General features: G+C 44.0%; 17 protein-coding genes. 9 read left to right on the top strand and 8 right to left on the bottom strand.

The features are described from left to right. Positions 1–25 precede the first annotated feature (25 nt). Both FKX85_RS06205 and FKX85_RS06210 read left to right on the top strand, forming a co-directional pair. Positions 26–1,072, top strand: coding sequence for a TlpA disulfide reductase family protein (locus FKX85_RS06205; protein WP_141613902.1), 1,047 nt, complete (start codon positions 26–28; stop codon positions 1,070–1,072). A gap of 5 nt (positions 1,073–1,077) precedes the next feature. After that, entirely contained in the window at positions 1,078–1,689 is a 612-nt protein-coding gene (locus FKX85_RS06210; protein WP_141613903.1) for a peroxiredoxin-like family protein, read from the top strand. A gap of 98 nt (positions 1,690–1,787) precedes the next feature. Here the strand turns inward: FKX85_RS06210 and FKX85_RS06215 are convergent, their stop codons facing one another. Then, positions 1,788–2,156 carry a winged helix-turn-helix transcriptional regulator gene (locus FKX85_RS06215; RefSeq protein ID WP_141613904.1) on the bottom strand — a complete coding sequence of 123 codons (369 nt, stop codon included), beginning with the start codon at positions 2,154–2,156 and terminating at the stop codon, positions 1,788–1,790. 114 nt (positions 2,157–2,270) lie between these two features. Between FKX85_RS06215 and FKX85_RS06220 the strand changes: the two genes are divergently transcribed. Both FKX85_RS06220 and FKX85_RS06225 read left to right on the top strand, forming a co-directional pair. Further along, entirely contained in the window at positions 2,271–2,918 is a 648-nt protein-coding gene (locus tag FKX85_RS06220) for an NAD(P)H-dependent oxidoreductase (RefSeq protein ID WP_141613905.1), read from the top strand. Positions 2,919–3,275: 357 nt separating this feature from the next. Further along, complete coding sequence (locus FKX85_RS06225; protein WP_141613906.1) at positions 3,276–3,866, top strand: O-methyltransferase; 591 nt, start codon at positions 3,276–3,278, stop codon at positions 3,864–3,866. A 1,193-nt stretch (positions 3,867–5,059) separates the two neighbouring features. On the opposite strand, the gene FKX85_RS06230 is transcribed toward FKX85_RS06225, so the two are convergent. Beyond that, positions 5,060–5,473: a hypothetical protein gene (locus tag FKX85_RS06230; RefSeq protein WP_141613907.1), complete on the bottom strand. Its 414-nt coding sequence runs from the start codon at positions 5,471–5,473 to the stop codon at positions 5,060–5,062. Between the two features lie 392 nt (positions 5,474–5,865). Here FKX85_RS06230 and FKX85_RS06235 point away from each other — a divergent pair, with 392 nt between their 5' ends. After that, positions 5,866–6,531: a DUF4328 domain-containing protein gene (locus FKX85_RS06235; RefSeq protein WP_141613908.1), complete on the top strand. Its 666-nt coding sequence runs from the start codon at positions 5,866–5,868 to the stop codon at positions 6,529–6,531. Positions 6,532–6,557: 26 nt separating this feature from the next. Then, positions 6,558–6,938 carry a DUF805 domain-containing protein gene (locus tag FKX85_RS06240; protein ID WP_141613909.1) on the top strand — a complete coding sequence of 127 codons (381 nt, stop codon included), beginning with the start codon at positions 6,558–6,560 and terminating at the stop codon, positions 6,936–6,938. Between the two features lie 222 nt (positions 6,939–7,160). On the opposite strand, the gene FKX85_RS06245 is transcribed toward FKX85_RS06240, so the two are convergent. Together FKX85_RS06245 and FKX85_RS06250 are read right to left on the bottom strand one after the other, a co-directional pair. Beyond that, the gene (locus FKX85_RS06245) at positions 7,161–7,763 is read right to left on the bottom strand and encodes a DNA-3-methyladenine glycosylase I (RefSeq protein ID WP_141613910.1); all 603 of its coding nucleotides are present in this window, start codon (positions 7,761–7,763) and stop codon (positions 7,161–7,163) included. 210 nt (positions 7,764–7,973) lie between these two features. Further along, positions 7,974–9,038, bottom strand: coding sequence for a carbohydrate-binding family 9-like protein (locus FKX85_RS06250; RefSeq protein WP_141613911.1), 1,065 nt, complete (start codon positions 9,036–9,038; stop codon positions 7,974–7,976). Between the two features lie 202 nt (positions 9,039–9,240). On the opposite strand from FKX85_RS06250, the gene FKX85_RS06255 reads away from it, so the two are divergent. The 3 genes from FKX85_RS06255 to FKX85_RS06265 all read left to right on the top strand — a co-directional run bounded on the left by FKX85_RS06255 (position 9,241) and on the right by FKX85_RS06265 (position 14,751). Then, entirely contained in the window at positions 9,241–10,587 is a 1,347-nt protein-coding gene (locus FKX85_RS06255) for a deoxyguanosinetriphosphate triphosphohydrolase (protein ID WP_394344999.1), read from the top strand. 875 nt (positions 10,588–11,462) lie between these two features. Continuing rightward, positions 11,463–12,911 (top strand): PhoX family protein, encoded by a 1,449-nt coding sequence (locus FKX85_RS06260; RefSeq protein WP_141613912.1) that lies wholly within the window; start codon positions 11,463–11,465, stop codon positions 12,909–12,911. A gap of 4 nt (positions 12,912–12,915) precedes the next feature. Next, the gene (locus FKX85_RS06265; protein WP_141613913.1) at positions 12,916–14,751 is read left to right on the top strand and encodes a cytochrome-c peroxidase; all 1,836 of its coding nucleotides are present in this window, start codon (positions 12,916–12,918) and stop codon (positions 14,749–14,751) included. 135 nt (positions 14,752–14,886) lie between these two features. Here FKX85_RS06265 and FKX85_RS06270 read toward each other — a convergent pair whose 3' ends face one another. From FKX85_RS06270 to FKX85_RS06285, 4 genes are all read right to left on the bottom strand, one after another. Continuing rightward, on the bottom strand, positions 14,887–15,369 hold the full coding sequence (locus FKX85_RS06270) for a GAF domain-containing protein (protein ID WP_141613914.1): 483 nt from the start codon (positions 15,367–15,369) through the stop codon (positions 14,887–14,889). Between the two features lie 10 nt (positions 15,370–15,379). Beyond that, a complete protein-coding gene (ribD, locus tag FKX85_RS06275) occupies positions 15,380–16,423 on the bottom strand; it encodes a bifunctional diaminohydroxyphosphoribosylaminopyrimidine deaminase/5-amino-6-(5-phosphoribosylamino)uracil reductase RibD (protein WP_141613915.1) in 1,044 nt (347 codons plus the stop codon). A 9-nt stretch (positions 16,424–16,432) separates the two neighbouring features. After that, positions 16,433–17,248, bottom strand: coding sequence for a DUF4382 domain-containing protein (locus FKX85_RS06280; protein WP_141613916.1), 816 nt, complete (start codon positions 17,246–17,248; stop codon positions 16,433–16,435). A 1,078-nt stretch (positions 17,249–18,326) separates the two neighbouring features. Next, positions 18,327–19,853 (bottom strand): sodium:proton antiporter, encoded by a 1,527-nt coding sequence (locus FKX85_RS06285; RefSeq protein WP_141613917.1) that lies wholly within the window; start codon positions 19,851–19,853, stop codon positions 18,327–18,329. Between the last annotated feature and the right edge of the window lie 108 nt (positions 19,854–19,961).

A 19,961-nucleotide genomic window follows, 5' to 3' on the forward strand; every position in this document is an offset into this window, starting at 1 on the left:
GTGTCCCGACCAATTATATGACGATATGCACCGAGTTTTTTTTATCTTGATTCTGGCAGCTAGTATCATTAGTCCTTCTTTTGCCCAAGATGGTGGATACACCATTGATGGAAAGTTTGATGTAGATTATGAAGGGTTTGTGTATCTCCATTATGATGGGAAAGTGGATAGCGCGTTAGTGCAGGAAAATGGGTTTTCCTTTTCTGGTAAGGTGCCTTATGTGATGGAAGCTTATTTTACGGCAAATACCCGTATGACCAATGGGGATTTTTATTTGGAGAACAGTGAGATGAAAGTCTTGCTGGGGAGGACAGATGAAATTACTTTTATCTCCGATGTGAAAGGCTGTCATACGCTTAAGGAAATGGAAAAGCTGGGCAGATTCTATGAGAAATCTTCCGAAGGTCCAGACTTCCATCGTGATCTTTATCAATGGGTACTGGAGCTGGTGAAAGCCGATCCCCGAAGCCAATTTTCGGGCATGTTGGTAGCTGCTTTGATTAGCAATGAACAATATGATTTACAGGATGTCAATGATTTGGTGACCGCTATGGATACCACTACCCAAGTGGCAGCGACGATGAGAGAGATTCGATTGACCATGGGGAGAAGAAGTACTGCCTGGGTAGGGAATGCGCTTCTTCCTTTACGCTTCCCGGATGATAGTGGAAAAGTGCGCAGTACAACAGAATTTTCAGGGCAGTATCTGTTGGTCACTTTTTGGGCATCCAACTGTGGTTATTGTAGGAAAGAAAATCCTGCTATGGTAAAGGTCTATGAAAAATACCATGCGAAGGGACTGGAAGTGTTTGGAGTTTCCGTTGATTCGCAGCGGGAGCAATGGCTTGCGGCAATAAAAGAGGATCAGCTACCTTGGGTAGATACGCTGGCAGAAGGAGGAATAAACCATCCGGATATAAAGAGCCTTGGAATATACTTTATACCCAGTAATTATCTCCTTGATCCTAGCGGGATTATCATTGGCGTTAATCTCTCTCCGGAGGAATTGGACCGTCAACTGGCTTCAATTATGAGTGATATTTCCCCGGAACAATCTATTACCTTAAACTAAATTATATGCTTCAATTAAAAATGTTGTTGGTGGCGGTGAGTTTCGCTACATTGTTGTTCTCGTCAGTTTATGCGCAGGAAGTCCCTGCGGATCCCACGGATATTTCTCCCTTACTGATCGGTGAAAAGATTCCAGAAAGTATGGTGAAGGATCCAGATGGCAATGCCCGGTCGCTTCTGGAGGAAATTGGCAAGAAGCCTACTGTCTTGATCTTTTACCGTGGAGGCTGGTGTCCTTATTGTAATAAGCATCTTGCCGAACTACAAGCGGTGGAGCAGGATATTTTGGACATGGGATATCAGATCCTGGCGGTAAGTCCCGATGCTCCTGAGCAGTTAAAGACTACCGTAGATAAAAACGAGCTGACATACAGGCTTTTTTCTGATAGTGACCTGAAAGTGACCAAGGAATTTGGACTGGCTTTTCAAGCACCTGACCGTTATAAGAAAATGCTTTTCAATGCTTCAGCTGAGCAAAACCCCGGCGAACTTCCCGTGCCAGCCGTATTTGTGCTTAACCAAGAAGGAACGATCCTCTTTGAATATATCAATCCCAACTACGACAGCCGTATGAGCGGTAAAATGCTGACGGCAGTACTGGGAAGTCTAGAGGACTAGGATTTTAAGTTTATAATTGAAAAAGGTTGTTTCATGAATGGAGCATTTCATTTGGGAAACAACCTTTTTTGTGGATGATTGGAGTGAGGTTTTTAGGTTCATTCAGCACTCATCACTGCTTCGCGATGCTGTAGTCCCCAAGTGACCATGGCATCCAGTAGTTCACGAATTTTCTTGCCGGAGGGGGTGAGCTCATATTCGACCGTTACGGGTGTGGTGTCATAGACTGTTCTGGTCACAATGCTGTTCAGTTCGAGCTCTTTGAGTTCTTTGGAGAGCATGCGCGGGGTGATTTTTGGGATATCACTTTCCAAGTCTTTAAACCGTTTTTTACCATAGCAGAGCGATCCAATGATGGGAAGTTTCCATTTTCCACTGATTACATTTAGCGTGTCCCGCACGGCTACCACAAATTCACCTGAGCAAATGTGAACTTTTTCCTTGTCTTTTGTCGTTGATGTGTCCATAATGGCTATAGAGATTGCTATACAAAAGTATAGTAGTTTATTTTAGTATGTTACTTCTTTTTGTATAGCAAATATAGTTAATTTTGAACATCAAAAAAACTAAAGAACCAGATCATGAGCTTATTAGAGAATCTAACGTGGAGATATGCCACTAAAAAAATGAACGGAAAGGCTGTTCCCCAAGAAAAAGTGGATTACATCCTGGAAGCAGCGAGGCTTTCCCCTTCTTCTTCCGGATTGCAGCCCTACAGGATCATTGTGGTAACTGATCCTGAGATAAAGGAAAAAATCAAACCGATCGCTTGGGATCAGAGCCAGATCACCGATGCTTCCCATATTCTGGTATTTGCTGCCTGGGAAAAGTACACAGAAGATAGAATTAAAGAGGTTTTTCATAATACATTAACAGCCAGAGGTCTTCCTTTGGACAAGATGGATGCTTACAGAGAGCGTTTGTGGGGTATGTACAGCCAGCTTCCTGAGGAGTGGCATGCGCATCACGCGGCTAAGCAGGCGTATATAGCCTTCGGTACGGCCATCGTTGCGGCGGCCGAGCAGAAGGTAGATGCCACACCGATGGAAGGCTTTGATCCAGCTGCTTTGGATGAGTTGCTTGGGCTGAAAGAGCTAGGGCTGAAAAGCGCTGTTGTTTTACCTTTGGGCTATAGGGACGAAGAAAATGACTGGCTGTCAGGTATGAAAAAATTCCGTACTCCAAAAGAAGAATTTGTGATTTCATCAGCTGAGATCTTGGAGAAATAAGTACTAGTCACGCTAAATTGCTGGCTATTTTCAAGTAAAATAGGAAAAGCTGTATCCTGAGTTTTGGGGTACGGCTTTTTTTATTCAATTTAACTCGGATTATACATTAGGAATCGTCGTAGCCTGTCCTCCCGAAATCCTTCGGGACAGGCTGACGGATATCGGGAAGAGCTGAAAGTGTAATAAAATCAGCTAGTTTGGAGGAGTGAGTGTAGCACCGCTACGGTGTACCCTGTCTGGCCGCCAGGTAAAACCGAAAAGCGTAGCGGCTGATTTTGAAGCAATTTCAGGTCGCAACACTTGTGCGCCGCGGCGTAGATAGGCTAATGCTTAAAGTTCACTTTTAAACTATGACGTATGAATGATGCTAATATGCATGATGTACCGGCCAATTATCCGAAAGTCCTAGCTAAGTGCCAAGAAATAGGTTTTAGTATGCCTTCAGACCAGTATATCGGTGCATTGCTGAAGACCTTGATGTTGTCAAAGTTCGGTGGTAATTTTCTGGAAATAGGTACGGGAATTGGCCTTTCATTGGCTTGGATGGTGGATGGGCTCAGTGAAAAGGCCACATTGACCACCGTGGATAATGATCCAGCCCTAACTGCGATAGCAGCAGACTTTTTTGGTCACGATAAGCGTGTAAAGGTGGTTTGTGCAGATGGGGGTGAATGGATCAGAAGCTATTCGGGTGATGCTTTTGATTTGATTTTTGCTGATGCCTGGCCAGGTAAGTACAGCCATCTGGACGAAACGCTGGCCATGTTAAAAGTAGGAGGCTTTTATATTATCGACGATATGGATACCCAGCCAAACTGGCCAGCAGGTCATGAAGAAAATGTGGAAAAGCTTATTGCTACATTGGAGTCTCGCTCTGATTTGTCTTTATGTAAGATGAATTGGTCCACGGGGCTGGTAGTGGCGGTGAAGACGGAAGATTATAAGTAGTGAGATATGAGACTTGAGACAAATTGTTTCTCTCCGCTGCGGCAGCGTGCTCAGGTGGGATGCTTTGGCATAAAGAGAAACCCTAGAGGGCTTGTCTTGTTTCAGACAGGATTCCAGCTAAATCTTCCAAATGCCAACGCAGCGCCTTTGTCAGAAAGAATTTGATATGAATTGGAAAAGAAGGATCAAGCTGAAAAGTTGGGGGGGTTAGGGTTGGTTTCGATAGCACGCAGATGATGCAGATTAATAAGATTTACGCTGATTTTTTATAATAAACGCGATTTAAAATACCGTCCTTGCGAATGCAGAGCAACGGAGTGAAGCAATCTCGTTTTCTTAATACGGGATTGCCACGTTCCCGATAGGTCGGGACAGGCTATACTTCCTCGCTATGACGGATTTATACTGATTTTATAATCTACACATTCCTATTGCTAAATTAAAGAGAAATATGCTTACCAAAACCATCTGGAAATCTCTCATCTTCCAGAAATATTGCTTGGTCCTCAAAATGTGCGAAAAAGTTGAGGGCATGAATCCCTTTATTTCAATAGGATTTCTTTTTTGTTTTTTTGCCACAAAGATTCTAAGGCCCAAAGCTGTTTGTTTTCCATGAAATTTGGAATCCGCCTACAAAACACTTCGTGTCTTGGCGACTTCGTGGCGACATACCAAATGAATATAAATCTTCTCCCGCCCCCAGAAATATTGCTTGATCCGAAAAGAATAGAAACTGCTTTTGAGGACTTCGCTAAGCACCATAAAGTCTCTTTAAGGGATGATCAGAAGTACTATTTCTATGGTGTGAAAGTTACTTATAGTGTTTTATTTGAAACCGAATATGGGTATTGTGATCTTAAAAGTGTTTATTATAAAAAGTTGAATCCCCATAATTTTAATGAAACTACCATTTAAATGGCATTGAGTAAATCTTTACGAATTAAGGGTGATTCAGTAAAACGTAAAAGTTCCTTTTGGGGATTTGGAAAAAAGGAAATAAACAGACTCCTCTTTTAGAACTACTTGAAAAAACCAATTCAGAAGAAGTCACCTACAGTGATGATTTGCTTGAAATTAGGTTAAGGGAAATTCCAGAAACAATGGAGCGTTTGATTTTTTTGGAAGAATCAATTATGAGGTGGCTCACTGACCTGGAGACTTTCTAAATAAATTATTGATCATTAATATCTGGATCACTGCCCATTCACCGGTAACTCCCGATTATCTGATCCGTCGTTTTGTTTGCCGACTTGGAGGACTTCATAGACGACGTGTTTGCTCGCGCCTCGCCAAGGCAGCTTGCCAAGGTATTCCCGGTAGCGGACTTCCACAAATTTGCCACTGGCCCTTTCCAGTTTTTCGGAAACATCCCCGTCGACACCGCTAAAGCGGAATTCATTGCTTTGCAGCGCCCCGGCAGTAGGGCTTTGAAAGCCTTCCTGTACCAAGCGTCCTTCCCAGGTTTTAAAGATAAAGCCTTTCTTTTCGTAATAATTTAAAGTTCCACCCTTAACACCTTCCGCAAAAACAAAGAAGTACCTCCAATAGATAAATCCTGCCATTATGATTAGCAGCGAAAAAATAGCAATCTTAACGTACTTGTTCATGGTAAAATCAGCTAGTCAGCAGTAAAATCTTCAATAGTAGTTTTTTTGATGGTCTAAAACCTTCAAATGACGATTTTAAGTTCTGACTATTTGGGGAATAAAACAATAGTAGATGTCATTAATATATAAGAACCCACTGAAATAGCCTATTGTTGGATAAGGAAAATCGATTATGGTAATTCTACTAAAAACCACATTACATTTACAGAAAGGGTACATTTGACATAATTATTTGTATTTTTGTTTACCCATTTATTTTTGGTGTGTGCAATCAAACTCTTTTTATAGGATTGATTTTTTGGTGGATAGAAGGGGAGCATTAAAAATTTTTGGGGTTGTTTAACGTAACTACTGCTCATTTGGAAATACGACCTAATCAAAAAAGGGCCAAATTGGCTCAGCTGTTTGTCTATTTGGTAATGGCCCTTCATGCTGTCAGTATTATTTCAGGCTATATGCAGTATGACCTCCTGATTCGTGCGGAGGAAATGGGCATCACTGATCAAGAGGCCGAAGTAAATGACTTAAGAGAGCAGGTGATAGCGATTTTGATCATCGCGACCTACATCGTATCCGCCATCGTTTTTCTTAATTGGTTTCGCAGGGCCTACTTTAACTTGCATACGTTGATGCCAAACCGGCTGGACTTTTCAGAAGGATGGGCTGTAGGCGCTTGGTTTGTTCCTTTCATAAACCTCTACAGGCCTTATCGAATCATGAAGGAGCTGTTTGACGAGACCGAGTCTTATTTGAGAAGGAAGAAGGTGGCTTTTGATTCCCAGCATCAGGATGGTTTAGTGATCAGTTGGTGGGTAGTCTGGATTTTGGGTGGATTTATCGATAGAATATCCTGGAGAATTTATGCCAATGCCGAAACGATTGACGAACTACTGGAAATGACAATCATGGACATGGTTTCCTCCGGAATCATTATCGTATGCGGAGTGTTGGTGGCCAGGCTTATCAAAGATTACAGTCAGCTGGAACAGATATTGGCCAATGAAAGCAACTACGAAAACGCACTAAACCCAACTGAGGAAATAGCCTTGTTAGATTGAATCTTTTACCAACTAAAAAATAGATCATGGAATACTACAAAAAAGTACTTAGCCAATACGCTGATTTTAACGGGCGTGCACGACGAAAAGAATACTGGATGTTTGCGCTATTTAATTTATTAGTATTAATCGTTTTGAGCATAGTGGCTGTTATGCTTTCAATGGTGCTCTCAAGTGAGCTCCCTTATATCTTATTATTTGGTGCCTATACTTTGGCCATTATCATTCCTTCTCTGGCCGTAGCTGTGCGCAGGCTCCATGATATTGGTAAAAGCGGATGGATGTACTTGGTTGGCTTGATTCCGATGATTGGTGGGATATGGCTACTAGTACTTTTGGTTACAGAAGGTGAGCACGGAGCCAATCAATACGGCGAAGATCCTAAAGAAGGGGAGAAAAGCTTTTAAATCTCCGGTGATTATCGGTCAAGACAAGGAGGCTGCTCATACGTCAACGTCATTACCAATTCAATGAATTTCGTATAAGGCAACCTCTCGATATTTTCTTATACTTTGGCCTATTTGATTATGATGCTAAGCTGTACCGGGGCGTAGTCCTCGGTACCACTTTCCATTTCTCGAGTCTTTTCTCTTGGGACTTTGTACCTCGTACTCCATTTTACCCCACCCTTACCTTATCATACGCTTCACCTCCTGGTGGCGAAAGCACTGCATCAGATGGTCATTGACGAGTCCGGTGGCCTGCATGTGGGCATAGATCGTGGTGCTGCCAAGAAATTTAAATCCTCGCTTTTTGAGGTCTTTGGCAAGTTTGTCGGATTCTGGAGTGGTGGCCTTGGCATCCGTCATGTTTTTTAACTGGCCATCTATGGGCTTGCCGTTTACAAAATCCCAGATATAACTCGTAAAACTGCCCACTTCCGCTTGTACTTCCATAAAGCGTTTGGCATTATTGATGGCAGCAGCGATTTTCAGCCTGTTGCGGATGATGCCAGCATCCAGGAGCAGCTCTTCTACCATGCTGTCTGGATAATCCGCCACCTTCTTATAGTCGAAGTCTGCAAAAGCCTTTCGATAGCCTTCGCGTTTCTTTAGAATGGTGGCCCAGCTCAGTCCGGCCTGGGCACTTTCCAATACCAAAAACTCAAAATGGACCCGGTCACTATACACGGGTACGCCCCACTCTTCATCATGGTATTTGATATAATCTTCAAACCCGAGGCACCATGGGCATCGAATTTTTTCACTTTGGTTGATTAGGAAATTGGCCATCTAAAAACTATCTGTGGTTATCACTTATAGAAAATCTTTTACCTGGACAATTTAGCGTTTTGCCAATAGTTACCCAAGGAAAGCACCAAACTAGTGTGCGGCCGATGGAAATATTATCCATCGATGGATACATAAAAATAATGGAAAATGAGTTTATCTGTGGGAAAGTGGCCCATTTACCACTATTAAGTCGACATTAGCTTACCTTTATCACTCTCGCCATATTTTGCTGTCTTCGGTTATAAACCAAGTTTGATCACTGTTGAGGGAAGATGCTGAAAGCTTAAAGCGTGTGGCACTCACCTCGAATTGAGGATGGAATTTCTTGAAGTCACCAGCATCTGGCAATTGGGAAAGCTGGGTGGCAAACGTTCCATGGTTTTTGAAATAGCGGTGCTGTTTATGATAAAGCGAGCGTAGTGCATCCTTGACGGCTTCATCTTTTGCGAGCTGGAAAGGGACTTTTTCTGTACCTGCTGGTCTGGCCGCAAATTGGACGTAGCCCCAGTTTTCAGGAATGTGCATGTTAATATGCCCTTGGGGAGACCACACCCAGTTGTATTCGGGATAGTGTTTGCCCGTTTCAGGATTGGTTTTTTTGATGTATTGCCCGTCCTTGGTGTCCAGCTGCCACTGTACCCTGGAAAAATTGATCCGCCACTGCTGGCCATCGGCTGGTGGGGAATAGGCAGGTCCCTTTTGGGAAAGTGCTTTCCAGGGAATGGCCATTTCTACGGTCCAGGCGCTGTCCTTGTCAGTGGGATCATTAACAGTGCCTTGGAGGGAAAGGCCTTTTTGGAATCCATTTATATTCCAGCCGTTAATGGGAGCGCCGCCATTACGGTAAGGCTTGGTCATAAGCAGGTCCCACTCGGTGCCAAGTGCATTGATCTCCAGCTCATAGTAATTATGGGTATCACCATCGGGATCGATAAACACTTCAATGTCATTTTGGTGAAATATCACGGATTCCCTTTCAGTGTAGGTGGCCCATAAGTCCGGCTCTTCCATCCATACCGCGATGTAGAGGTTTTCCTCATCCCAAAGCATCTTTAGCTTGGTGTCGAAAAGTGGTGTAGGCTTGACTTCTCCCTCGATATCCACAAATAAATCGGACCATGCTGCGTTTTGCCAATCCTTCTCCTCCATTCTTCCGTCCATTTTTAGGGGAGCGGTGGCTTGGTAGGCGACATAATGTCTCCTGTCTTTCAATTGCTGCCCAGAAAGCAAAAAGGGAAACATCAGCAAGAGGAGTAGCAATCTAGGAATAACCATTGTCAAATAATTTTAGTAATAATAATATCTTTACAAAGATATTTAAATATGTAGGGGCTACCGTGATGGGAAGTGATATTTTACCGGAATCTTCCACCAGTGGTTCAGCTATCGCAATGGAGAAAGATGTCGAATCACCGTAAAAATTAGATTTTGTAGGTGGATTTATCCATTAATTTAGGAGGGATGCTTATTTTTGGGCATGATGAAATGGGAAAAGCTGCTAAGTGCAGGTCGCGCAGATTTTAAAAACAAGGCCAATCAAAGCCAAGAGCAATACCGAAGTGAGTTTGAAAGGGACTATGACCGGATTATCTTTTCGGCACCGTTCCGGAATTTACAGGATAAGACACAGGTATTTCCATTACCTGAGTTGGATTTTGTGCACACCAGGCTTACCCACAGTTTAGAAGTGTCCAGCGTGGGCAGATCGCTGGGTAAATCGGCAGGAGAGTATTTGCTCAAAAAATACCCTTCTCTTTCTGAGATGTGTATTGGGTCCAGTGATATTGGTGCGATTGTGGCGGCGGCGGCACTTACCCATGATCTCGGCAACCCTCCTTTTGGCCATGCCGGAGAAGACGCCATTTCTGACTTTTTTAGGTTTCACCCTTCCGGGCAGTGTTGGAGAGACCATTTGCGGGATGAAGAATGGGCAGACATGACTCATTTTGAAGGCAATGCCCAAGGATTCAGGATGCTTCTTGACAAAAACAATGGCCTTCAGGTTTGCTACGCTACATTGGCAGCATTCACCAAATACCCCAGGCCTGCTGCTGTGGAGAAGATAGATCCCAGAAGACGAAGCCAAAAGAAGTTCGGATTTTTCGCTGACCAGTTATCGCTTTTTAAGCAATTGGCAGATACGCTGGGGATTCCTTCATCTGGTAAAAATACCTGGTTCAGGCATCCATTGGCATTTTTGGTAGAGGCGGCAGATGATATTTGTTATAGCATTATTGACTTGGAGGATGGTTGTACGCTTGGGCTGGTACAGTTGGAGGAGGCAATTCCACTTTTGGCAGAGATCATCGGGGAGAAATTTCAGGAAGAAAAGCTCCATTCTATCAAAACTTCTGCACAAAAATTGGCTATTTTGAGGGCCATGGCCATCAGTAGATTGGTAGAGGAGACGGTTGCAGCTTTTAGAACCCATGAAGAAGCCATGCTTTCCGGAGAATTTGATCAAGCCCTGACCGATTGCATTCCTTCTTCAAAGGCTTTGGACAAAATCACCAAATTGTCCGTAAAGAAGATATATCGCTCGCAGCCTGTACTGGAAAAAGAGGCGGCAGGGTTCCAAGTGTTGGAGGGGCTGCTGGAAGTTTTCTCCAGTGCTCTCTATAACCAATATTTCGATACGGAGAGATTTTCCGGTAAGGACAAGAGCATATTGAGGCTTTTGCCTGAAGTGTTTAAGCCTGATAATGAACTTCAGATGCCCTACTTATTGCTCCGAAATTTGGTGGATTTTATTGCCGGAATGACAGATAAGTATGCGCTTTCACTTTACCGGAAAGTCAAAGGAATTGCCCTTCCCGGTGCTTGATTTGGTCTAATTACTGAAGCGTGTAAGATGCTGTTTTTACAGTGTTTGTGGGTATGGATATTTCTATCCGGACGTTTATACTTTTAAGGCTGGAGCTGCGCTATATGATTCGCTGTGTTCTTCTTATTCGTTGAACCGGCATTGCAGGGATCAAGCAATATTTCTGGGGGTGGGAGAAGATTTATATTCATTTGGTATGTCGCCACGAAGCCGCCAAGACACGAAGTGTTTTGTAGTTGTAGGCGGATTCCAAATTTCATGGAAAACAAACAGCTTTGGGTCTTGGAATCTTTGTGGCAAAAAAACAAAAAAGAAATCCTATTAAAATAAAGGGATTCATGCCCTCAACTTTTTCGTTTGTCTCCTTTTTAGCACATTTTGAGGACCAGGCAATATTTCTGGAAGATGAGAGATTTCCAGGTGGTTTTGGTAAGCATATTTCTCTTTAATTTAGCAATAGGAATGTGTAGATTATAAAATCAGTATAAATCCGTCATAGCGAGGAAGTATAGCCTGTCCCGACCTATCGGGAACGTGGCAATCCCGTATTAAGAAAACGAGATTGCTTCACTCCGTTGCTCTGCATTCGCAAGGACGGTATTTTAAATCGCGTTTATTATAAAAAATCAGCGTAAATCTTATTAATCTGCATCATCTGCGTGCTATCGAAACCAACCCTAATCCCCCAACTTTTCCGCTTGATCCCATTGCAGGCAGTTTATGGGTTTTGGCTGGTTAATTTTAGATTAAATTATTGTTTTTTATAATTTTTCAGCGGTATATAATCATAAATAAAACGAAACATTCGCTTAATCAGATTGATTGGTGCTCCGTGTAAATTTGTGGAAACACAAACAACTTTAAAGAGACCAATTATGAAAAAATTATTGACCATTCAGGCCATTGCCAGCGCCTTATTTTTGGCTGGTTGTAATGATGATAAGGAAGGGGATACTCCTGTGCCCCCGAGTGCAGAGGTGGAACTTACAAACCACTCTAAGACTCCTGTATTTTTAAAATTAAAATCAGGCTTTGAGGACGTCGAGATCTATAATTTATTGACCTCCGAAGATCAATTGGAAAATACACCAGCCTTTGTTTATGGCAGTATGGCGGATGGTGCAGGATTAATGAAAAATGATGATGGCACATTTACCTTGCTAAATAATATCGAGGCGGATTATTCTGTAGCCCGGATTGCCTTTGACGAAACATTTAAGCCTGTGGGCGGAGAGTATATCCTAAATGCTGAAGCCACAGCCGCCACGGCCCAATGTTCGGGGTCCTTGATCACGTTGGAGGAGCACGGTTTTGGGCCGTTATACCTTTCAGGTGGGGAATGGGGAGGAAACTCCAAGGGGGTTTTTATGACGGATCCCAGCAAAGATCCTGCTGATGCCCAAACGGCCACCATGCTGCCGGCATTAGGGCAATGGTCAGTAGAAAATGCCGTGGCTATCGGGAAAGAAGCCTACCCTGGCAAAACGGTGGTTTTCGTCGGTGATGATACCAGTGATAATGAAACCCCTTCTGGCCAAGTGGCCATGTATGTAGGGGACCAAGGAGACTTATCCAATGGCAAACTTTATGGTATGAAAGTGACCAGCCCTGGTATCACGTATGAAATGGACATGGAAGAAGGAGAAGAGTACGAGGTGGAATTCAGCGAATACCAAGAGCGTACCTATGATGAACTGGAGCAGGAATCCAGAGAAAAAGGCTTTATGGGTTTTTCCAGAGTGGAGGATATCGACTGGAGAAGAGGTTCCGCAGAGAATAACCGTGAAATTTACTTTGCAGTGACCGGCAGAAAAAACGATGCGTTGCTGAACAAAGGTACTTTTTACGGACGTGTGTATAAATTGGTGTTGGACAGTGAAGACCCTACCAAGGCGACCATTTCCTGTGTACTGGATGGTGACAAACCCGATGGAAAAGCCAAGGCATTCCATAGCCCTGACAATATTCTGGTGACCGAAAACTATGTGTATATCCAAGAGGATCCAAACGGGTATTTTGACCAGTCCGACAAGATGCACTTTGCGCAGTTGTACCAGTATGACATCAATTCCGGTGATCTGAAAACTGTCTTGGAGTGTGACCAAGAAGCAGCTGCTGCGCAAAACTATGGTACGGATGAGGACATTTGGGAAATCACCGGGATGATCGATGTATCTGACATCCTGGGCGTAGATGAGACCTTCCTGATGATTACCCAAAATCACGGCTGGGAAGACGAAGCATTTACCGATCCCAATGCCAATGCCAACACTGATTCAAATGAAGGAAGTATGCTTTTCGTTTTGAAAGGTCTAAACCGCTAACAGTATGCGTAACATATTATCCCAAAAGGCTTATGTTTTCATAGGCCTTTTGCTTTTATCACCCTGTTTTTTTTCTTGCAAGAAGCAAGCTGAATCCAAAAATGATTCTTCACCGATCGATCAACTGGCAGAGCAGTACTATGGTCATTTAAGAAAATCGTATTTGTATTTGGACAGTATTACTGGAGAGAGGAGCCAACGTAAAGTGGAAAGCTATTTTTTGCAGTCCCGGAAACATTTTAAGATGGCTGAGCCCATCTTGGCCTTTATGGATTCGGAAAACTATAAATTTCTGAACCAGCCCAATATTTCCAAGATCGAAGAGGAGGATTTTACAGATATCAAAATAAAATCTCCAAAGGGCTTTCAGGTGTTGGAGGAGACCATTTTTGTGGAAGACCCTGATTGGAAATCCATAGGAAAAACAGCACAACTGACCGCTGGAAGGCTTAAACTGTTACATAGAAACACTTCTTTTGACTTTGTGCAGCCCTATCATGTCCTGTGGATGGTGCGAGATGGTTTTGTACGGGTAGCCCTGACGGGAATTACGGGCTTCGACTCGCCGGTATTGGAAAATTCACTGACAGAGGCGCGTTATGTGTATGCCGGGCTACAAGAGACTTTGGTCCTGTTTAAAGACCAATTTCAGAATGAGGCCGTTTATGAAAAAGCCTTTCAGGAGCTGGAAAAAAGTATCCATGCGCTTGAAGGCGATTTTGGCACGTTTGACCGTTATGGCTTTATCAAGGAGCATACCCAACCCATGCTCGGTATTTGGAATGAGGTCGTGGCAGATTGGGGAGTGACTTTTCCTTTTGAAGAGGCCATCCGAAATGATGCGACTTCATTGTTTTCGGACCAGACGTTCAATATCAGCTATTTTTCATCCGAGAGCTTTGAGGATTTGGATGAAGAGAAAGTGGCCTTGGGCAAGCGGTTATTTAACGAAAAGGCATTTTCCCTTCATGGGGATATGAGCTGTGCCACTTGCCACCTTCCGGAGAAGCAGTTTACCGATGGACGAAAGACGGCTATGGGAAATCCCCGAAACAGCCCGACCCTAGTATATGCCGCACTACAAAAGGGATTTTTCTATGACAATAGGTCTGGCAGTCTGGAAGGGCAGATCGTGGACGTGACCACCAATGAAAATGAATTCCATACCGACCTGGATCATCTCCAAACTATTGCAGCCAATAACCCTTCCTATGCCAAGGCCTTTCGAGCACTTTATGAAAGCGAGGAGGTGTTGGAAGGGGATATTCGGAATGCCATTGCCAGCTATATCAGAAGCTTGGTCCCGTTTTATTCCAAGTTTGATCGAAATATGAATGGGCTCGAAGAAACGCTTACCGCAGATGAAAGAGAAGGGTTTAATCTCTTCATGGGCAAAGCCAAATGCGCCACCTGTCATTTTCCTCCGATATTTAACGGCACAGTGCCCGTTACCTTTAAGGAATCTGAAATGGAGCTGATCGGCGTACCAGGTGCCAACGATACCATCAATGCGACCATAGATGATGACTTGGGCAGGTATGAGGTTTATCACACCGAAGAAAGGAAACATTTCTTCAAAACACCCACTGTCCGAAATGCTGCCCACACGGCTCCGTTTATGCACAATGGCGTTTATAATACCTTGGAGGAAGTGATTGACTTTTATGATCGCGGAGGAGGTGCCGGCATTGGTATTGCATTGGAAAACCAAACTTTGCCCACGGATAAGCTGGAGTTGACAGCATCAGAGAAAAATGCCTTGGTGGCATTTATAGAGGCCCTAAGTGATGGTGCCCCTGGCAACCAAGAAGGTGATGTCAAGCAAATGGCTGTGAAATAGCTGGTAAGGAGACCCTCAGAGGGGCTATGTCGTGAGGAATAGCCCCTCTGGGATAAAAGAGAAGTAATCTTTATTTCGGATATAATTAGTCCTCTTTTGTCTTGATATGGTTACTTAATGATTGACCAAACGCTATTAGATAAATTTTTCTATTATCCGCATTAGCTTCTCCAGGTAATCGGCATCGCTTTGGTCAAAATCATTGAGCTGATCGCTGTCAATGTCGAGTACCAAGGCTACGTTGTTGTCTTTGAAGGCAGGAAGGACGATTTCGGACTTGGAGGCGGAGCTGCAGACAATATGGCCTGGAAATGCTTCCACGTCCGGGACAAGCTGGGTTTTGCCTTCTTTCCAAGCTGCCCCACAGACGCCTTTTCCAAACTGGATTCTGGTACAGGCGACCGGCCCTTGAAACGGCCCCAAAACCAGTTGGTCGTTTTTTACCAAGTAAAATCCCACCCAGAAGAAGCCAAAAGCTTCTTTAAGAGCAGCACTGATATTGGCAAGGTTGGCGGTGAGGTCAACTTCACCTGCGGTGAGGGCCTCTATTTGCGGAAGCAGGGCTTCATATTTTTCTGCTTTGGTTGCGTTTTGGGGAAGGAATAGTGATTCAGCCATTTGTCGTATTTTAAGAGTGCGGTTTGTTTTGCTCGAAGATTTCCAAGCAGTCGCCCATGATATTAAGCGTTTCAGAGGCACGTTGTTTCAGCTTGGGTGCCACAATTCCGCTTTCAAAGGTATCGTTGCCAGTAAACACCCTTGCTTCGTCCCAAAGTTCACTTTGAATAAACTTTTGTAGCAAATAACTCCCGCCTTCGATGATCACGCTTTGCACTTTACGATGGTGGAGATCGTTCAGGATGTCTTCGATGTCAAAGTGGTCTTTTAGTTTTACGTACGTGAGGTTTTTTTCAGATTCGTCTTTGAGGAGGTTATAGCAAAGTGTAGGGATGCTATGGTCAAATAAGTGTAGGTTCTTGTCCAGTGTGAGCTGCTTGTCCAGAACGATTCTTAGCGGATTTTCACCATGCCAATCACGGACATTTAGCTTGGGGTCATCGAAGTGGGCGGTTTTGGTACCTACCATGATGGCGTCTTCTTCAGCGCGCCATTTGTGTACCAGTTGCCTGCAGTAGCTATTGGAAATCCATTTGCTGTCATAGTTGGCACGGGCGATAAACCCGTCCTTGGTCTGCGCCCATTTGAGGATGACATAAGGTCGTTTTTTTTCTATGGTGGTAAAGAAGCGTTTATTTAGCTGTCTTGCATGTCTTTCTAACACTCCCGTGACCACTTCTATGCCGGCATCTTGGAGGATTTTTATGCCTTTTCCTCCTACGAGCGGATTACTGTCCGCGACTGCGATGACCACTTTTTCAACTTGTTTTTCGACCAGCAGGTTGGCACAAGGTGGTGTTTTGCCAAAATGCGCACAAGGCTCCAGTGTAACGTAAACGGTCGACTCTTTGAGCAGGGCTTGCTCTTTCACGCTGTTCACTGCGTTGGGCTCGGCATGAGGACCGCCATATTTCATGTGATAGCCTTCACCAATGATAGCGTCATTGTGGACGATAACACAGCCGACCATGGGATTGGGGCTGACATTTCCCCTGCCCAGTTCAGCTAGTTCCAGTGCACGCAGCATGTATTTTTCGTCTGCAGTCAGGGTCATTTGGCAGGATTATTCTTCAGGGTTTTCAGGTACTTGTAGGATGATGGGCTCCATTTTAGAAGTGGAGTCCAGTTTGGTAATCACAGTGGTCAGGCTGTCCAGGTAGGGAGCCCTTGGCTCAAAATAAACCTGATACTCGGCTGCTTCCAAGCCGATAAAAGTAAAATTGCCCAAGCTGTCAGTAAGGGTGCCCAGTGTGTCCTGTCCGATAATGGCATATACGTATGGTTTGGCATTTATGGGGGTTACTTTACCTTGTATTTCAGTGGAGGTTGTTTTCTCAAAGACACGTACGACGGGATCAAAAAGAAAGCTGCCTTCCTCACTGGGACTTGCCAGAATGGAACGGCTCAGATCGATGTCCATGATCAGATCATAGGACATTCCACCCTCTAGGGGATAGTTTACCTCATGCTCATAGGCTTCATCCTCAGGGTCTGCAAATTGGAGCACCAGCTCTTGATTTTCCTGCACCAAGTATTGCCCATCGCCAAAAACCAGCTTGACCTGACTGATTTTTCCCAATGGCAATTCACCCCTGCCCAAGATCAACCTGGAGTCATTTACCAGCGCACTCACATTTACGATATTGCTGAGTGGTAGGTAATCCAAGGGAATCCACTCTTTGGTTCCTGCACTGTTTCCACTTTCGACGAATACCTCTACCCGCTCGATATCCAGAAACACTTGGTCCCAATCTCCGGGAGCATCCATCAGGTAGACATTGACCAATGCGTGGGTTTGATTGGAAGCATCATCCAAACAGCTGAAGGTAAGGAGAAGAATTGGCAGGAATAGCCCAAGAGATCTTTTAAGTTTATGCATTACCTGGATGGTTGGTTTTAGGTAAACAACGCAAAATTACTGCATTATGGTTTTGAAAGAAAGTTATTTGTCAATACCCAAAGCAAATGTAGTGATTTCGATGCAGTTTCTGACGGGTAAAGGCGGTTTAGTCAGAAATATCACTTTTTAACCCGGATTATACATTAGGAATCGTTGTAGCCTGTCCTCCCGAAATCCTTCGGGACAGGCTGGTGGATATCGGGAAGAGCTGAATGTGCAATAAAATCAGCTAGGTTGGAGGAGTGAGCGTAGCACCGCTGGCCGCAAGGTAAAGCCGAAAACTAAAGCGTAGCGGCTGATTTTGAAGCAATTTCAGGTCACAACACTTGTGCGCCGCGGCGTAGATATGCTAATGCATATTTCGGGTTAAAGATAATATTGTATACAGCATGATTACTGGCTAGCCGTCCGACAGTAGTAGGGATCTCCTTGCAAATTGGCGTAATGTAAAAGATTCCTCCTTCCGTCGGAATGACAAAACCAATGTTAGCATGGTGTTGCGAGCGCAAAATGTAATTTTCCCAGAGGGGTAGTGGTGAAGGTTTTTTCGGATCAAGCTATATTTCTGGGGGCGGGGTAAGGTTTCCATTCATTTGGTATGTCGCCACGAAGTCACCAAGACACGAAGTGTTTTGTACGCGGATTCTAAATTTTATGGAAAACAAATAGCTTTGGGTCTTAGAGTCTTAGTGGCAAAAAAAACAAATCATATTAAAGAAAAGGGATTCATGCCCCCAGTTTTTCCGCTTGCTTCTTTTTTTTTCGTTATAGTAGCGATGATGTGTCAAGGTTTCTTGGGTCAAGTGAAAGAGTTGAGGGGATTAGGGTTGATTCCGATAGCACGCAGATGGCTCAGATTAATAAGATTTGCGCTGATTTTTTTATGCTGGAGCACGCATTCCTATTGTTAAATTAAAGAGAAATATGCTCACCATAGCCACCTAGAAATCTCTCATCTCCCAGAAATATTGCTTGATCCGGTTTCTTTAAACCAAAAAAAGCTTGGATATTATTCTGATCCAAGCTTTTTTGATTTATCTAATGGTGGTTTATTTTTTTACACAAAAGCAAAGAAAATAAGCCATGTAATGATCAATAGTGGTAATAGGATTGGGATGGAAAACCGAATGATGTATCCAAAGAAGGAGGGCATTTTAATGCCTGATTGCTCCGCGATGGATTTTACCATAAAGTTGGGGCCATTTCCGATGTAGGTCATGGCACCGAAGAACACGGATGCAATGGATATTGCCATCAGCTGGAAGGCCGAATCGTGGTATCCATCCATGGCAAACTTCCTCACCATTTCCACATCACCAATGCTAGCTCCTCTGGAGGCCATTGCTGCTGCCAAAAAGTTAAGGTAAGTCGGTGCATTATCCAGGAATCCAGAGAGTAGGCCTGTGCCCCAGTAAAGGCTGTTATGGGTGATCAGTTCGGCTCCTGCTGGTGACTTGGCAAAATTACCTACCAGCTCCAGTGCAGGCATCATGGTGCCAAAGATCCCGATAAATATAAAGGCCACTTCCCGGATGGGCTCGAAGTTAAATTCATTGCCTTGGATGGCTCTTTTATCTGCAAATTTATAAGAAAAGAAAGCGACAGAAAACATGATGAGTTCTCGTATAAAGGAGAACTTGGTACCATCATAAACGATCGCCGGTACCCAATCCAATACGTTAGGATCCAGGAACACTGATATGATCACGACCAAAAGCCACAGGAAATTTTTAGATCCGATAAGGGAAATTTTATTTGAGTATGTGGCGGTATCCTCGATTTCGTCATCATTGGCGGCTCGGCCCAGCTTCTTATCGATGAAGAAGAAGGCGAGAGCGAGAATGATCAATGCGATCCCCCAGGCGGGCCAGTTATGCTCCAATGTCCAGAAGAAGGGCACTCCTTTAAGGAAGCCCAGGAACAATGGAGGATCACCGATCGGTGTGAGGGAGCCTCCGACATTACTCACCATAAAGATGAAGAAAATAATGTGGTAAGCGCGGATGTTATTTTTGTTTAGGCGAATAAATGGCCTGATGAGCAGCATAGAAGCACCTGTCGTACCGATAAAGTTAGCGATGATCGATCCTACGATCAATAGGGTGACATTGGCCAGTGGTGTGGATTTTTTGTCAATGCTAATCATAATCCCACCAGATGCAATGTACAGGGAGGCAAGCAGTGCGATGAACTGCAGGTATTCGGCTAGTGCGTGTACAGGAGCATGCGTATTATGCATGGCAAAAATATAATAGAGCACTACCAGGGAGGCTAAGATAATGGCCACTTTAGGATAATTGTGATGCCAGAAATGCTCGTAGAATAGCGGGCCTGTAGCGATCATCAGCAGTAGTGCCACAAAAGGAATTACCAGCCAAACAGGTGCGTGTGCATGTTCTGCATCTCCCTCTGCATGGGCGTTTGCTTGTCCTGTGTCGGACTGATGATCATCCTGATCTTGGTGTCCCTCCTGATGTGCCGATACTTCTGTAGCTTGATGACTGGTTTGAGCCATGAGACTGGCTGAGCCTGTATAAAACATTGCCCCCCAAATAATCCCAAAAGCAATAATAATGTTCTTCATTAAAATAGAATTAGATTAATTCGTCTTAGGTTTTGATTCTTTTTCCGCTAGGGATGAAAGTAGTTGAAGGAATACGCACCCCTAAACTACAGAATTTGAACCAAACCC

Origin of the sequence: Echinicola soli, assembly GCF_006575665.1 — a bacterium.
Lineage (GTDB): Bacteria > Bacteroidota > Bacteroidia > Cytophagales > Cyclobacteriaceae > Echinicola > Echinicola soli.

Excerpts from the sequence above, each read along its gene's own strand:
- FKX85_RS06250 (WP_141613911.1), bottom strand. The coding sequence starts at position 9,038 with ATGGTTATTCCTAGATTGCTACTCCTCTTGCTGATGTTTCCCTTTTTG.
- FKX85_RS06255 (WP_394344999.1), top strand. The coding sequence starts at position 9,241 with ATGATGAAATGGGAAAAGCTGCTAAGTGCAGGTCGCGCAGATTTTAAA.
- FKX85_RS06220 (WP_141613905.1), top strand. The coding sequence starts at position 2,271 with ATGAGCTTATTAGAGAATCTAACGTGGAGATATGCCACTAAAAAAATG.
- FKX85_RS06245 (WP_141613910.1), bottom strand. The coding sequence starts at position 7,763 with ATGGCCAATTTCCTAATCAACCAAAGTGAAAAAATTCGATGCCCATGG.
- ribD (WP_141613915.1), bottom strand. The coding sequence starts at position 16,423 with ATGACCCTGACTGCAGACGAAAAATACATGCTGCGTGCACTGGAACTA.
- FKX85_RS06210 (WP_141613903.1), top strand. The coding sequence starts at position 1,078 with ATGCTTCAATTAAAAATGTTGTTGGTGGCGGTGAGTTTCGCTACATTG.
- FKX85_RS06230 (WP_141613907.1), bottom strand. The coding sequence starts at position 5,473 with ATGAACAAGTACGTTAAGATTGCTATTTTTTCGCTGCTAATCATAATG.
- FKX85_RS06280 (WP_141613916.1), bottom strand. The coding sequence starts at position 17,248 with ATGCATAAACTTAAAAGATCTCTTGGGCTATTCCTGCCAATTCTTCTC.
- FKX85_RS06260 (WP_141613912.1), top strand. The coding sequence starts at position 11,463 with ATGAAAAAATTATTGACCATTCAGGCCATTGCCAGCGCCTTATTTTTG.
- FKX85_RS06285 (WP_141613917.1), bottom strand. The coding sequence starts at position 19,853 with ATGAAGAACATTATTATTGCTTTTGGGATTATTTGGGGGGCAATGTTT.
- FKX85_RS06270 (WP_141613914.1), bottom strand. The coding sequence starts at position 15,369 with ATGGCTGAATCACTATTCCTTCCCCAAAACGCAACCAAAGCAGAAAAA.
- FKX85_RS06225 (WP_141613906.1), top strand. The coding sequence starts at position 3,276 with ATGAATGATGCTAATATGCATGATGTACCGGCCAATTATCCGAAAGTC.
- FKX85_RS06265 (WP_141613913.1), top strand. The coding sequence starts at position 12,916 with ATGCGTAACATATTATCCCAAAAGGCTTATGTTTTCATAGGCCTTTTG.
- FKX85_RS06215 (WP_141613904.1), bottom strand. The coding sequence starts at position 2,156 with ATGGACACATCAACGACAAAAGACAAGGAAAAAGTTCACATTTGCTCA.
- FKX85_RS06240 (WP_141613909.1), top strand. The coding sequence starts at position 6,558 with ATGGAATACTACAAAAAAGTACTTAGCCAATACGCTGATTTTAACGGG.
- FKX85_RS06205 (WP_141613902.1), top strand. The coding sequence starts at position 26 with ATGCACCGAGTTTTTTTTATCTTGATTCTGGCAGCTAGTATCATTAGT.